At 64.3% G+C, this 14,541-nt stretch carries 12 protein-coding genes; 6 read left to right on the top strand and 6 right to left on the bottom strand.

Annotated features, from left to right (window positions below; genetic code table 11):
• Nucleotides 1-50: 50 nt before the first annotated feature.
• Nucleotides 51-572, top strand: coding sequence for a DUF488 domain-containing protein (locus J1N60_RS13910; protein WP_312908338.1), 522 nt, complete (start codon nt 51-53; stop codon nt 570-572).
• Between the two features lie 136 nt (nt 573-708).
• Here J1N60_RS13910 and J1N60_RS13915 read toward each other — a convergent pair whose 3' ends face one another.
• The 3 genes from J1N60_RS13915 to J1N60_RS13925 all read right to left on the bottom strand — a co-directional run bounded on the left by J1N60_RS13915 (nt 709) and on the right by J1N60_RS13925 (nt 2,476).
• Nucleotides 709-996, bottom strand: coding sequence for a hypothetical protein (locus J1N60_RS13915; RefSeq protein ID WP_312908339.1), 288 nt, complete (start codon nt 994-996; stop codon nt 709-711).
• A gap of 4 nt (nt 997-1,000) precedes the next feature.
• Nucleotides 1,001-1,177 (bottom strand): hypothetical protein, encoded by a 177-nt coding sequence (locus J1N60_RS13920; protein ID WP_312908341.1) that lies wholly within the window; start codon nt 1,175-1,177, stop codon nt 1,001-1,003.
• 249 nt (nt 1,178-1,426) lie between these two features.
• The gene (locus J1N60_RS13925) at nt 1,427-2,476 is read right to left on the bottom strand and encodes a DUF4382 domain-containing protein (protein ID WP_312908343.1); all 1,050 of its coding nucleotides are present in this window, start codon (nt 2,474-2,476) and stop codon (nt 1,427-1,429) included.
• A gap of 356 nt (nt 2,477-2,832) precedes the next feature.
• On the opposite strand from J1N60_RS13925, the gene J1N60_RS13930 reads away from it, so the two are divergent.
• Together J1N60_RS13930 and J1N60_RS13935 are read left to right on the top strand one after the other, a co-directional pair.
• Nucleotides 2,833-3,411, top strand: a complete 579-nt coding sequence (locus tag J1N60_RS13930; RefSeq protein WP_312908344.1) for a J domain-containing protein — start codon at nt 2,833-2,835, stop codon at nt 3,409-3,411.
• A 92-nt stretch (nt 3,412-3,503) separates the two neighbouring features.
• Nucleotides 3,504-5,105, top strand: coding sequence for a GTPBP1 family GTP-binding protein (locus tag J1N60_RS13935; RefSeq protein WP_312908346.1), 1,602 nt, complete (start codon nt 3,504-3,506; stop codon nt 5,103-5,105).
• Nucleotides 5,106-5,118: 13 nt separating this feature from the next.
• Here J1N60_RS13935 and J1N60_RS13940 read toward each other — a convergent pair whose 3' ends face one another.
• On the bottom strand, nt 5,119-5,658 hold the full coding sequence (locus tag J1N60_RS13940) for a gamma carbonic anhydrase family protein (protein ID WP_312908347.1): 540 nt from the start codon (nt 5,656-5,658) through the stop codon (nt 5,119-5,121).
• A 585-nt stretch (nt 5,659-6,243) separates the two neighbouring features.
• Between J1N60_RS13940 and J1N60_RS13945 the strand changes: the two genes are divergently transcribed.
• The gene (locus J1N60_RS13945; protein WP_312908349.1) at nt 6,244-9,324 is read left to right on the top strand and encodes an FAD-binding and (Fe-S)-binding domain-containing protein; all 3,081 of its coding nucleotides are present in this window, start codon (nt 6,244-6,246) and stop codon (nt 9,322-9,324) included.
• 135 nt (nt 9,325-9,459) lie between these two features.
• Here J1N60_RS13945 and J1N60_RS13950 read toward each other — a convergent pair whose 3' ends face one another.
• On the bottom strand, nt 9,460-10,647 hold the full coding sequence (locus J1N60_RS13950) for a threonine synthase (RefSeq protein ID WP_312908350.1): 1,188 nt from the start codon (nt 10,645-10,647) through the stop codon (nt 9,460-9,462).
• 100 nt (nt 10,648-10,747) lie between these two features.
• Between J1N60_RS13950 and gfo6 the strand changes: the two genes are divergently transcribed.
• A complete protein-coding gene (gene gfo6 / locus J1N60_RS13955; protein ID WP_312908352.1) occupies nt 10,748-11,833 on the top strand; it encodes a D-xylose 1-dehydrogenase Gfo6 in 1,086 nt (361 codons plus the stop codon).
• Between the two features lie 38 nt (nt 11,834-11,871).
• On the opposite strand, the gene J1N60_RS13960 is transcribed toward gfo6, so the two are convergent.
• Nucleotides 11,872-13,350, bottom strand: a complete 1,479-nt coding sequence (locus tag J1N60_RS13960) for an aldehyde dehydrogenase family protein (protein WP_312908353.1) — start codon at nt 13,348-13,350, stop codon at nt 11,872-11,874.
• Nucleotides 13,351-13,465: 115 nt separating this feature from the next.
• Between J1N60_RS13960 and J1N60_RS13965 the strand changes: the two genes are divergently transcribed.
• Nucleotides 13,466-14,344 (top strand): dihydrodipicolinate synthase family protein, encoded by an 879-nt coding sequence (locus J1N60_RS13965; RefSeq protein WP_312908355.1) that lies wholly within the window; start codon nt 13,466-13,468, stop codon nt 14,342-14,344.
• Nucleotides 14,345-14,541: the final 197 nt, after the last annotated feature.

The raw sequence follows: 14,541 nt of genomic DNA on the forward strand, positions 1-14,541 counted from the left end.
GAGAGTAGTCGCGCCATCGTATATAAATGCTGGAGGACCGTACGGGGCGTATGGGCACCGATCCGGACGCCGGGGCGAAAGCGGAACCCGAGGCGGGCGCCGAACCCGAGTCAGACGGAGCGGCCGCCGACAGAGCGAACGGAGAGTCGACGCTCACCGACACCTACGTCGCCGCCCTCCAGCACGATCTGGTCGACCTCGAGTCCGAGACCACGCTCGTCGGCGTCGTCCGCCAGCCGACTTCGTGGTTTCACGCCGCCGTCGACGAGAACCTGCCGGCGCTCGGGCCGCCGTCGCCGTTGCTCGAGGACGCCAAAACGGCCACAGAGGACCTGAAGATGGCCGGCATGTGCGACGAGGGCGCCCACAACGCGTCCTGGGAGCAAGTGGAGTTCGAGGACCGGTACCGGGAGCACCTCGAGACCGAGAGTGAGGCCCGGGAGGCGCTCGCGGAACTCGAGGGGCGACTCGAGGACGGCGAATCAATTGCTCTCGTCTGTTTCGAGAACACGGGTAAAAAGCGCTGTCACCGGACCGTGTTGCGAGAGGTCCTCGAGGCCACACGGGACTGACTGCCTTCCTCGAGGTTGCCCTGACTACCTTCCTCGAGGCCACACGGGACTGACTGCCTTCCTCGAGGTTGCCCTGACTACCTTCCTCGAGGCCACACGGGACTGACTGTCGACTCGTCTCGAGACCGAAACCGCCTCAGTCCACGTTCTCCGGCGACGCACACGACGGCGAGACGACTCGCCCGGCGAGGCGACCGTCCACGACGCGGCCCAGGATTTCGACTTCGACCTCGAGCGGTCCCTCGGGCGGCCGCCCCGTCGGCGAATCGAGGGTCTCGAGCCCCTCACAGACCACGACGTCCATCGGGCTCCGGTCGGAGGGATGTGCGGCGATCAGCGTTCCGTCGTCGGCGCTCGTGACCTCGAGGCAGTAGCGTTCCCCGATGCCGAGTGAACCACTGACCAGGTCGCGAATCGACGTCATCGGTTCAGAGCCGATTGATGTCCACGTCGTCGGGGTCGTTCGGATTCACCGTGTTGGCGCAGTTCGCACAGAGGCCGACACCCTCCTCGTAGTGGACCCGACAGACGAGGGCGCCGCAGTTGTCACACCGCTCCTCGGCCGACCGCGTTTCACAGATCTGACAGAGGCCGCTGACGCTCATAGGCGAGGTACGGACTCGAGTGGCTTCAAACCGGTGCCGGCACTGGGGACATAGTTCGCTCGAGCAGGAGAAACGGTCAATAGTACATTTTCTATAGCAACTTCAGAAAATGCATTATTAGCCATCGGGAGAGGAAATGCCGTTCGATGCCCGCAACGCTGGCCTGAAGAGACGCCGAGGCCCGGAGGGTTGAGTTCTTTCGTGACGCTGGGAACCGGAGTTGAACGCCGTCGAAGGGCTCGTACGCCGCTACTCGTCTTCGCTGTTCCCGTCGCCGTCGGTACCGGATTCGTCGGTTTTCTCGCCAGTATCTTCCTCAGCCTCTTCCGATTCGTTGGATTCCTCGTCCGCTTGGTCGTTCGTCTCTTCTCCACCATCCGCTCCGTCGTCGCGTTCTACTTCCTCGACTTCGACGTCCTTGCCTGCGATCCCACTTTCGGAGATTACGGGTTTCAGGTTGTAATCGGATCCCTGTCCGCGTTTCACGACGTTGATGTCGAAGACGAAACCGACCGGGTCATCGGCACCGATCTCGAACGAGTGGGTAATCTGTAACTTTTCGCTCGGGAGCTTGACGTTCGCCTGCTCGCCATCGACGATACCCTCGACCGCCGAGACGTGGAGTTCGATCTTTCGGTAGATACCCGGGGACAGTTCACCCTCGAACACGGAGACCGCTCGCTCGCCGACGAGGTTCGTGAGGTCGACCGTCCTTCCCTCGAGGTCGACGATGTAGAATCCGCGCTTTCGTTCGACGCCGTCGGAAGTGTCGTTCTCGTCATCGTTGCCTTCCCCGTTTTCATCGCCCTCGTCACCTTCGTCACCGTCGGATTCCCCGTCCGCGTCTACATCCTCTTCGCCATCGTCACTCGAGTCCTGCTGATCGTCGGCGTCCTCTTCGGTTTCGTTCGATTCCTCGCTTCCGTCTTTTTCAGTTTCGCTCGAGTCCTCGTCGTCGCCCTCGTCCCCACCACCGTCGAAAATTCGGGCGTAATCGAGCGTGACGTCCAGCCGTTCGAAGTCGCCGATGTCGGCCGGCATGTCGCTGATCAGCAGTCTGAAATTCCCCTCCTGGGTGCGCTCCTCGGAGCCACCAGTTTGTGACCCATCGTCGGACTGCGTGTCCTGGTCGGGCGTCCCCTCGTCGCTCGATTTCTCGGGACTGTCACCGGACGTACACCCGGCGAGCGCCGTCGCACCGACGCTACCGCCGGCGGCGATGAACGCTCGGCGTCCCACGCCGGGTTTCGATTGGTGGTTCGCCCGCCTCGACTCGTCGCTTTCTCGATCGTTTGGCATTACTCCTTCCAGACAGGAACCGGGTAAAGCAGTGCCGTTCGTTCTGGAGATTCAGAATCGTTTGTGAACGGTTTTGCTTCCGTGCTCAAAGGGCTGAAATGCCCGCCAGACAGCCCAACGATCGGTTCGAACAGAAGGTCGAACGAAAGAGCGTTCGTTTTAAGCTCGAGGCCGCGTCCCGGCTACACGTCGTCACCACTCGGCCCGCCACCGCTCGGCTTGCCAACCCTGGGCCGAATCACTCAGTGAACGCAAACGGTCGCGTATTCGACGCGGGGGTCGACGACACTTCGAGGCGAGACCGACGTGTGTTCGGTCGCCGCATCCTTTAGGCCGCTCGAGTCCCTATCTCGAGTGTGCAACGGTCACCGATCGTGTTGCTCGTCGCCGCGCTGTTCGCGGGCATGACGGCCCTGCTCGTGATCGGCTCGTTCGTCTCGCGCTCGCCGATTCCGTTCGTCGTCGCGGTTCCGCTCGGAGCAACGGCCTACTTCATGTACTACCACGGCAGCGGAAAACTCCTCGAGAGCCTTCGCCGTCGCCAGGTACGGAGTCGCCAGCGACAGCACGAACGGACGCGACACGCCCGGGGCAACCGCGACCGCGGCGGCTTCGGAGCCGGTCCACGTGCTCGAGGCGACCCGCGAACGCGTGGGGAGCGCGAGGCCCGGTTCGGTGTCGGTCTGGGTGGGGATGGGTCCGGATCTGGCCCCACAGGCTGGCGCAGTGAAGATCCCCGAAATCGAGTGTCCGCGACCTCGAGTGAGCCGACGACCGCCGAAGCCCGGAGCGTGCTCGGCGTCGACCCGACGGCCGACCAGGCAACGATCAAGCGGGCCTATCGAGACCGCGTCAAGGACGTTCACCCCGACCGCGGCGGCGACGAGGCGGAGTTCAAGCGGGTGACGGCGGCCTACGATCGCCTCCGCGAGTGAAGACATGACACTCTGTGTCACAGTCTCCCTCGAGAGAGACACGTTGACATTCGGCAGGAAGGCTTTTGCCGTGTGACTCGCTATCACCGGATATGAGCCGTGACCGGGCCCTGCTGGAGCGGGCCCTGGAACGTGGCGAACAGGACGGTGGGAACGTCGAGTTCAAGGAACGACTGCTCGAGTCGATCCACCTCGAAGGGGGGCGACGGGAGAGTCTCGCCGCACAGCTCCGTCACCGGGTCCTCTCGGGCGACGGCGAGGCGACGTACGTCGTCGGCGTCACCGACGACGGCGGCCTCGCCGGCATCGACGTCGACACCTTCTCGGAGTCGATGGACGTGCTCTCGCTGCTCGCGGAGGAAGCCGAGTGTCACATCGAGGACGTCCAGACCTGGGGGATCGAGGGCGGCGTCGTCGGCATCGCCCTGATCCGCGAGGGCGCCGTCCTCGAGACGGACGACCAGCACGTCGTCGTCGGGACGGCCGGTCACGTCGACCACGGAAAGAGCACCCTGGTTGGCTCGCTCGTCACCGGCCGCCCGGACGACGGCGACGGCGCGACGCGGGCCTTCCTCGACGTCCAGCCCCACGAGGTCGAGCGGGGGCTGTCCGCGGACCTCTCCTACGCCGTCTACGGCTTCGACGACGATGGCCCGGTGCACGTCGTGAATCCGAACCGAAAACAGGACCGCGCGGCCGTCGTCGAAGAGGCCGACCGCCTCGTCTCGTTCGTCGACACCGTCGGTCACGAGCCCTGGCTCCGGACCACGATCCGCGGCCTCGTCGGACAGAAACTCGACTACGGCCTGCTCGTGGTCGCCGCCGACGACGGGCCGACGCGCACGACACGCGAACACCTGGGGGTGTTACTCGCCACGGAACTCCCCACGGTGGTCGCGCTCACCAAGACCGACCTCGTCGACGACGACCGCATCGAGGAGGTCGTCCTCGAGGTCGAGCGCCTCCTCCGGGACGTCGGCAAGTCCCCGCTCCGGGTTGGCCGTCACGGCGTCGACGCCGCCGTCGAGGAAATTGGCGACACCGTCGTCCCCATCGTCGAAACCAGCGCAATCACGATGGACGGCCTCGACGTCCTGGACGAACTGTTCGACCGACTGCCGAAGACCGCCAGTGACGACGGCGAGTTCCGGATGTACATCGACCGGAGCTACGCCGTGACCGGCGTCGGCGCCGTCGCCTCGGGGACGGTCATGCGCGGCGAAGTCGAGGCAGGCGACGAACTCCTGCTCGGACCGATGGCCGACGGCTCGTTCCGCGAGGTCGAGGTTCGTTCGATCGAGATGCACTACCACCGCGTGGATCAGGCCCAGTCTGGGCGGATCGTCGGCATCGCGCTCAAGGGCGTCGAGGAGGCGGAGATCGAGCGCGGGATGGTCCTCCTGCCCGGCGACGCCGATCCCACGCCCGTTCGTGAGTTCGAGGCCGAGGTGATGGTGCTCAACCACCCCACGCGAATCGGCGACGGCTACGAACCCGTCGTCCACCTCGAGACCATCGGCGAGGCCGCGGCGTTCTATCCCGAGGACGGGCGCCTCCTGCCGGGCGACAAGGGCACAACCCGGGTGCGGTTCAAGTTCCGCTCGTACCTCGTCGAGGAGGGCCAGAAGTTCGTCTTCCGCGAGGGTCGGAGCAAGGGCGTCGGGACGGTGACGGACATCTCACCGACGACGTAATCGGAGATTCGGCCTAATCGGATTCACTCTCCATATCCGGCTCGAGCGTCCCACGCTCGAGAACCTCGGACGTCTCGGCGTACCGCCCCGCGAGTTCCACGTAGTGATCCGCAGCGGTTGCCCACGGCGAATTCTCGACCTCCTTTCTGACTTTGGCGGGGGCACCGACGACCAGCACCGACTCGGGGACAGTGGTGTCCTCTGTGACGACACTATTTGCAGCGACCAGGCTCTCCGCGCCGACCGTCGCCCGGTCGAGGACGATTGCCCCCATCCCGACCATCGCCCGCTCGCCAACCGTCGCGGCGTGGACGATCGCGTTGTGGCCGACGGTCGCGTAGGGGCCAATCGTCGACCCCTCGTGAACTGTCGCGTTGTCCTGGACGTTCGCGCCTTCCTCGAGGACGATTTCGCCGTGGTCGCCCCGGAGCACGGCCCCCGGCCAGACGCTAGCGTCGGCTTCGATCGTGACGTTACCGATGACGTCTGCGCGCTCGTCGACGTATGCCGAATCCGCGATCGTCGGTTCTCGGCCGTCGAAGGATCGGATCATGAACCAAATTAGCGCTGGCTCGAGTAAGGGTTACTGGTACTCGCCGAGCACACATGTCTAATTCAAATAATAGTCTTTACTGTGTTATATCAATATACAATTTGTACCGTCCGATGGAGATGGTCGAATCGATCCTGTCGGCGTTAAACGATCGTTCAGGGGCTAAATCTGTTCTCGAGGAGGTATACGGTCGATGAGGAACGATATTCGTGAGAACGTTCGCGAATGGCAGAGCACCGATCGACTGTAGCGGGAAGGCGTTCGAATGTGGCGATATATCGATTGAATATGGCCAATAGAAGCAATACAGATGGCACACATTCGAAAAGAGCGGATTCCACTGAGCGCTAGCAGAACGAACAGCAGAAAACATCGAATTTTATATGGTTAGGTGAAAATACCATTTTATATATCTTTCTTGTACCGAAACGCGCCCACGACCCGTCCGAACCGATGCTAGCGATTCGAATACGATCGACGAACGAGAGAGTGGTGAGTTGTTAGCAAATTGAGGGGGATCCCGGCGGCGGGTCGACGTGGGACCCGAAAGTCAAAGACGCGGCAACTCATAGCGGGAACCAAGCGATGGCACGCAACGATGCCGGGGGCCGAGACGACGGTACAGCGCTCGCGCTCGACGACCGGTCGAACTACGACTACGTTAGCGACGACCTCAAGCGCCCTGACCTGGTCGAGGATCTCCGTCGCCGAATCGATGGCGAGGTGCGATTCGACGTGTACACTCGACAGCTGTACGCGACAGATGCGTCTGCCTACGAGGTAACACCCATCGGCGTCGTCTTTCCGCGAACCACGGCGGAAGTCGCCTCGGTGGTCAGTTACTGTGCCGATCGGGAGATTCCGGTGCTCCCTCGTGGCGGCGGCACGAGCCTCGCGGGTCAGACGGTCAACGAGGCAATCGTGCTGGATTTCACGCGCCACATGGACGGCATCCTCGAAGTCGACGCCGATGCAAAAATCGCTCGCACGCAGGCTGGAACGGTTCTCGAGGATCTGAACCAGCGACTCGCCCCCGACGGTCTGAAATTCGCGCCGGATCCCGCTTCCGGCAATCGGAGCGTAATCGGCGGGGCGATCGGAAACAATTCGACCGGGGCTCACTCCCTCAAATACGGCAAGACCGACGCCTACGTCGAGTCCTGCGAGGTCGTGCTCGCCGACGGGTCTGTCGAAACCTTCGGGGAGGTGACCGTATCGAAACTGCGCGAACGAGCAGACGCCAGAGCCGACGACATCCTGCCGCGAATCTACGCCGGCGTCCTCACGATTATCGACGACCACGCCGACGACGTCGAGGTGCGATATCCGGCGCTCAAGCGCAACGTCTCGGGATACAACCTCGACCGACTGCTCGAGGAGGCCGAGACGGGATCGGTAAACCTCGCACGACTGCTCGCCGGCAGCGAGGGGACGCTCGCGATCGTGACGGAGGCGACGGTCGCCCTCGAGCCGGTTCCCGAGACGAAGGCCATCGCGCTGCTGACCTACGAGCGCTTACACGACGCCGTCGCCGACGTCGAACCCGTCCTCAAGCACGAACCGGCGGCCGTCGAACTCATCGACGACATGCTGCTCGAATTAGCGAGCGAGACGGCCGAGTTCGCGGAGGTTGTCTCGGTGCTGCCCGACGAGACGAACGCGGCGTTGCTCGTGGAGTTCTACGCGAGCGACGACCGGAAGGGAAGGGAGAAGGTCGCGAGATTGGTCGACGATCGGGTCCGATCCGGCGAGCGCGAGCGAGCGCGAACCGACGACGGAGGGTCGGAAAACGAAGGGCGGAGCGGGCGCAATGCGACCGCCCTCGAGGCGCTCGAGGCCCACGAATCCGACGAGCGGGCGACGTTCTGGAAGATGCGCAAGGCCGCGAACCCGATCTTGCTCTCGCGAACCTCCGACGCCAAACACATCAGCTTTATCGAGGACTGCGCCGTTCCCGCCGAGCACTTGCCCGCGTTCGTCGACAGGTTCCAGGACGTGCTCGAGAAGTCCGGCACGTTCGCCTCGTTTTACGGCCACGCCGGCCCCGGCGTGTTGCACATTCGCCCGCTCATCGACGCGAAGTCGGCGAAGGATCGGGAGACGATGGTGGCCATCTCGGACGCGGTGACCGACCTCGTGGTCGAGTTCGGCGGGGCGGTCTCGGGCGAACACGGCGACGGCCGGGCCCGAACCCAGTGGAACCGGAAGCTCTACGGCGACGTGCTCTGGAAGGCGTTTCGCGACCTGAAGACTGCGTTCGACCCCGACTGGCTCCTGAATCCAGGCCAGGTCTGCGGCGACGTCGACATGACCGAGAACCTCCGGTTCGACGGCGAGTACGCGTTCGATGCAGGGTTCGAACCCGCCCTCGAGTGGGACAACGAAAATGGCATGCAGGGGATGGTCGAGCTCTGTCACGGCTGTGGCGGCTGTCGCGGTACCCAGGAGAACACCGGCGGCGTGATGTGTCCAACCTACCGGGCCGCCGACGAGGAGATCACCACCACACGGGGGCGGGCGAACATGCTCCGGCAGGCCATGAGCGGCGACCTGCCGGACGACCCGACGGACGAGGAGTTCGCCACTGAGGTGCTCGACCTCTGTATCGGCTGCAAGGGCTGCGCGAAGGATTGCCCGAGCGAGGTCGACATGGCTAAACTCAAAGCAGAAGTGAGCCACGCTCGTCACCAGCGAGAGGGGGCGAGTCTCCGCGATCGGCTCTTCGCGAACGTCGATACGCTCGCTCGAATCGGGAGCGCGACCGCACCGCTCTCGAACGTCCTCCCCTCACTGCCGGGGGGTCGCCTCGTCGCGGAACGAACGCTCGGCATCGCCCGCGAACGAACGCTACCGACGTTCGAGCGGGAGACGCTCCAGGACTGGTTTCGAGCGCGCGACGGCTCTCGAGTCCCCCGCTCGACGGCCGACCGCCGCGCCGTTCTCTTCCCGGACACGTATACGAACTACAGTCACCCCGAGGTCGGAAAGGCCGCGATACGGGTGTTCGAGGGGGCGAACGTCCACGTCAGTCTCGCCGGCCAGACGGACAGCGGTCGGCCCGCTCATTCGAAGGGATTTCTCGAGAAATCGCGCCGAACGGCCGCCGAAAACGTCGACGCGCTCGCACCCCTCGTGGAGAACGGGTGGGACGTCGTTCTCGTCGAACCGTCCGACGCCGTCATGTTTCAGTCCGACTATCTCGATTTGCTCTCGGGAGGCGACGTCGAGACCGTCGCCGAACACACCTACGGCGTCTGCGAGTACCTCGACGGGTTCGGGCTGGACGAGTCGATCGACTTCGACGCCCCATCAGTCTCGCTCTCGTATCACGGGCACTGCCACCAGAAGGCGACGAAGAAGGACCACCACGCGGTCGGCGTCCTTCGTCGAGCGGGCTTCGCCGTCGATCCGATCGACTCGACGTGCTGTGGGATGGCCGGCACCTTCGGCTACGAGTCCGAACACCACGCGATGAGTACGGCCATCGGCGAAATTCTCGAGGGGCAACTCGGAGAGAGCACGGGAGATGTCGTCGTTGCCCCCGGGGCCTCCTGCCGAACCCAGCTCGATGACCTCGAGGTCGACACCAATCACGACCTGCTCTCGGCAGACGGCCAGGGTCCGCCGACGCCGGTTCAGGTGCTCGCGGACGCGCTCCCGCGGTAGGCGATAACCGGTATCGGTAATCCGTTATCGGTATCTCGACTGTTCGAAAAATCGATAGCGAGATCGCGTGGAGTCCGAGCGAGCGAAACGCGCGCTCAAACGAGCGAAACGCGTCGATGATCGCCTGTAACGCGCTCAGTTCAGCGCGTAGCTCAGGGCGTCGGTCGCCTTGTTCCCCGCGCCGGTGTTGATGATGAGGATTTCGTCGTCCTCGTCCAGTTCGCCCTCCTCGGCCATCTGCATGGCCGCCGCCAGGGCCGCGCCGGGTTCGACGCACATCTCGATGCCGGCGTGTCGCGCGGCCGCCAGCGCGCCCTCGAGGGCCTCGCTGTCGGAGACGGCGACGCCGGTGCCGCCGGTCTCGTAGACGGCCTCGAGCATCCAGGGCGACGCCCCGGGATCGGGAACTTCGATTCCGCGGGCGATGGATTCGGGACAGTCCCAGGCTTCGTGTACCTCTCTGTGTTCCTCGATGGCGTCGACGACCGGCGCACAGCCCTTCGACTGAGCGACGTTGAGGCTGGGCGGGGTCTCGTCCTCGAGCCAGCCAAGTTCGGCGAGTTCCTGATAGGCTTTCCAGATGCCGATCAGGCCCACGCCGCCGCCGGTCGGGTAGAAGATTTCGTCGGGACTGCCCCAGTCGTACTGTTCGAAGAGCTCGAGGCCCATCGTCTTCTTGCCCTCGTGTCTGAACGGCGTCTGGAACGTCGCGACGGTGTACCACCCCTTCTCGTCTCGCAACTCGCCGAATTTCCCGCCGGCCTTGTCGAGTTTGCCGTCGACAAGGTGGAGGTCCGCGCCGTGGGCCTCGACCATCGTCTTCTGGATGTCGTTCGACTGGTAGTTGAGGACGACGGTACAGTCGATGCCCGCTCGAGCCGTGTACGCGGCGGCGGCCTGGCCGGCGTTGCCGGCCGAGGGGATGGCGACCTCTCGGATTCCCTGCTGGGAGGCCCCGGAGACCGAGGCCGACGCGCCGCGGTCCTTGAAGGTATTCGTCGGGTTCTGCCCCTCGTCCTTGATCGCGACGCGGGCGACGCCCATCTCCTCGGCGAGTTCGGGACACTCGACGACCGGGGTGTTGCCTTCACCCATCGAGACGATGTCATCCGTGTCGAGGATGGGGAGGAGTTCGCGGTACTTCCACATCGAGCCGTTTCGGGTTTCGATCTCCTCGCGGGAGACGTCGATGGCGTCGTAGTCGTACTTCGGATCGAGGATGCCCCCGCACTCGGGGCAGGGGAACTCGGTGTGCTCTAGGTCGTAGGTCGAGCCACAGTCGTAGCACTCGAAGTGGCTAACCACGCTGTTCGTTCTGGTCACGGTAACGTAGTCGGATCCGTCGCTCCGGATAAAAAAGGTTCGGGTTCGAGACGATTCCCGCCGCCTAGAGTTTATTAGCGCGCGTTCGGTGGGTGTAGGCATGGACCTCGAGACGGCGATCGGTAACGGCTGTGCGCGCGACTGGGAGACGGTCGACCCGGGCGACGTGGATCCGGTTCGATTCGCCGTAATCGGACTCGGCTGGTTTACCAGAGGACGAGCCCTGCCCGCCCTCGAGTCGAGCAACCGGTGCGTTCCTTCGGTGCTGGTCAGCGGCTCGGCCGAGAAGGCCCAGCGACTCGCCGACGAAACGGACGGAGCCACGTGCGGGCTCACCTACAATCAGTTCCACGACGGCGTCGCCCGTGACGCCTACGACGCAATCTACGTCGTCACCCCGAACGCCCTCCACCTCGAGTACGTCGAGACGGCTGCCGAGTACGGCAAGCACGTCCTCTGTGAGAAACCGATGGAGCGTTCGAGCGACCGCGCCCGGGAACTTGAGGCCGTCGCCGCGGACGCCGGCGTCGACCTCATGATCGCCTATCGGATGCACACCGAACCAGCCGTCCGACGCGCCCGCGAACTCGTCGAGGAGGGCTACGTCGGATCGCCGATGGCCGTCGATGGCCAGATGTCACAGCGACTGCTCGACCGGATAAACCCCGACCCGGGGCAGTGGCGTCTCGACGAGGACCTCGCCGGCGGCGGCGCGCTCTTCGACATCGGCATCTACCCGCTCAACACCGCTCGCTTCCTGCTCGGCTCGGATCCCATCGCGGTCACGGGAACCACCTCGAGCACCCACGACGCCTTTGACGACGTTGACGAGACGGTTTCGTTCGCGCTCCGGTTCCCCGACGGCGTGACCGGGCGGTGTTACGCCAGCCACAACGCCCGCCAGGCCAGTTCCATCACGGTGACTGGGACGGAAGGACAGGTCCGCGTCGAACCCGCGTTCTTCCAGGACCAGCGTCGAACGCTGTACGTCTCCCGCGGCGACGGGCGCGCCTCGATCGAACTCGATCCAGTCGATCAGATGCTCGAGGAGTTCGATTACTTCGCCGATCGCGTCCGCGGGAGCGCGGAGCTGCACCCGGACGGAGAGCACGGAATCGCCGACATGGACATCATGGAAGCAGTCTACGAGGGGGCCGAAGAAGATCGGTGGGTCTCGCTCGAGTGATGGAGAAAGGTCGATGGCCGTAGTCGCGTGACTCCGACCTAGACGTCCGTGAATCCCTGGTGGAATCCGACGAGCTTCTCTCGCGAGAAGTGTTCGACCGCGTACTTGATTCCCTCCTTTCCGACGCCTGAATCCTTGAACCCACCGTAGGGCATGTGGTCGGCCCGGAACCCGCTGACGGTGTTGATGTTGACCCCACCGGCGTCGATGGCGTCGGCCGCTCGCTTCGCCCGGTCGATGTCCTGAGTGAACAGGCCGGCCTCGAGGCCGTAATTGGTGTTGTTTGCTTCCTCGATTGCCTTGTCGAAGGAGTCGACGCTGATGACGGGCACGAGCGGGCCAAACGTCTCTTCTTTCGCGGCCGGCATCTCCGGCGTCACGCCCGAAAGGACGGTGGGTTCGAAGACCCACTCGCCGAGGTCGCCGCCGTAGTTCCCGCCGCACTCGACAGTCGCGCCCTGCTCGACGGTCTCCTCGAAAATCTCGACGACGTCCTCGAACTGGTCGCCGTCGACCATCGCCGCGAGGTCAGTCTCTTCGTCGAACGGGTCGCCGATTGTCAGGTTCCGGCAGGCGTCAACCATCGCGTCGACGAGTTCGTCCTCGATCGACTCGTGGACGATGACGCGCTCCACGCTGTTACAGACCTGACCCGCGTTCGAGCATGCGCCGCCGACGACCTCCTCGGCGGCCGCCTCGACGTCCGTGTCGTGCCAGACGATGGTCGGGTCGTTACCGCCCAGCTCGAGGGTCAGCTCCTTCATGCCGCTGTTCTCGGCGAGGTACTTTCCGACGCCGGTGGAACCGGTGAAGGAGATTGCCTCGACGGCGTCGTGGGCCAGGAGTTCGTCGCCGACGGTCGAACCGCTGCCGGTGACGACGTTCACGAGGCCGTCCGGCGCGGGGGAGTCCTCGACGGCCTCCTGCAAGCACTCGAACAGTAGGATGGCGCTGAGGGGCGTGTTGGTTGCGGGCTTGCCGACGACGGCGTTCCCCGCGGCGAGAGCGGGACCGACCTTGTGAACCATCAGATTGAGCGGGAAGTTGAACGGCGTGATGGCGGCGACGACGCCGAGGGGTTCGCGCTGGGTGAAACAGTGGTCTTTTGCGAAGCCCTTCTGGGCGTCCATCGGAACGTATTCGCCGAACATCCGTTTCGCCTGCTCCGCGGAGAGGCGCAGGGTCTGTGTCGCTCGGTCGACCTCGGTTCGGGCTTCGCCGATCGGTTTCCCCTGTTCGCCCGTGATCACCTGCGCAACCTCCTCCGCGCGCTCCTCGAGACGGTCGGCCGTATCCTCCAGTAGTTCGTACCGCTGGTACGCCGAGAGCGTCGACGCGTCGAAGGCGGCCTCGGCGGCCTCGATCGCGTCGCGTACCTGCGCGTCGGTGGCCATCGGTACCGAGCCGATCCGTTCGCCGTCGTAAGGGTGGACGACGTCCGTTCGGTTCTCGCTGTCGGTCCACTCGCCCGCGATGAGCATCCGCTTGTCGAGACTGCTAGCTACGTCCAGACTCATGCTCGAACAGTTGGGGAAGGGAAGAATAAGTCTTGCGACGAGGTCGAATCATCCCAAATTATAACTTGTCGGTGAGCAACTACGGTGTATGGACCTGTCGGGAACAGTCGTTCCCATGGCTACGCCTATCGACGGAACTGGCCAGGGTATCGACGAAACCACCCTCGCGGACTTTACGCGCACACTGATCGACGGCGGCGTCAACGGCCTCTTTCCGGGAAGCTCTATCGGCGAGTTCTCGAGTCTGAGCACCACCGAACACGAGACGGTCGTCCGGACCGTAACCACGGCAGCGGACGGCGACACGACCGTCCTCGCTGGCTGTTGCGGAACGAGTGTTGGGGACGTCCGATCGAAACTCGAGACGGCAGCCGATGCCGGCGCCGACGCGGCCGTCGTCGTCTCGCCGTACTACTTGAACACGACACAGCGCGGTCTCGCGCGATTTTTCACGATGATCGCGGACGAGAGCCCGCTCCCGCTGTTGCTCTACAATATCCCCGGCCTCACCGGCAACGAGATCTCGGTGGACACCGTTGCCACGATGGCCGAACACGACGCCATCGTCGGCCTGAAAGACACGTCAGGGGATCTCATCTACCAGCATCGAGTGATCGAAGCAACGCCCGAGTCGTTCGCGGTCTTCAACGGAATGACGGCTACTGCCGCCCCCTCGCTCGACGTCGGGATCGACGGCCTCATCGCCGGACCGGCGAACGTGTTTCCGGAAGCGCTCGCCGAACTGTACGCGGCCTACGACCGCGGTGACGACCGGACGGTCACTCGCCTCACTCGAGACCTCGTCATGCCGCTGGTCAGCGCCTACCAGGATCTCCCAACGGCGGCGGCCATCAAGTACCTCGTGCAACTCGAGGGGCTGGACCTCGGCGAACCGCTGCCGCCGCTCGCGCCGCTCTCGGGCGAGCAGCGGCGACGCCTCAAAGCGTGCCACCAGGAGGTCGTCGACGCGGTCGACGTCAGCGTGGTCAAGTAACGCAGCGTTCGTCGCGGGTCGGGTTCTGATTCACGTTCTACTGCGATAGCACACTTCGACGTACGCGTACCGACGACGTGGCGTCTGACAAACAGTAGGAGATGCCGGATCGAGATTCGTTCGAATCCGCCTCGAGACCGAGAGCGACACTCGAGGTGCGAGCGATTCCGCAACGAATAATTCGCGCAGAATCCCGC

It is taken from the genome of Natronosalvus caseinilyticus (assembly GCF_017357105.1).
In the GTDB taxonomy this organism is placed as follows: Archaea; Halobacteriota; Halobacteria; order Halobacteriales; family Natrialbaceae; genus Natronosalvus; species Natronosalvus caseinilyticus.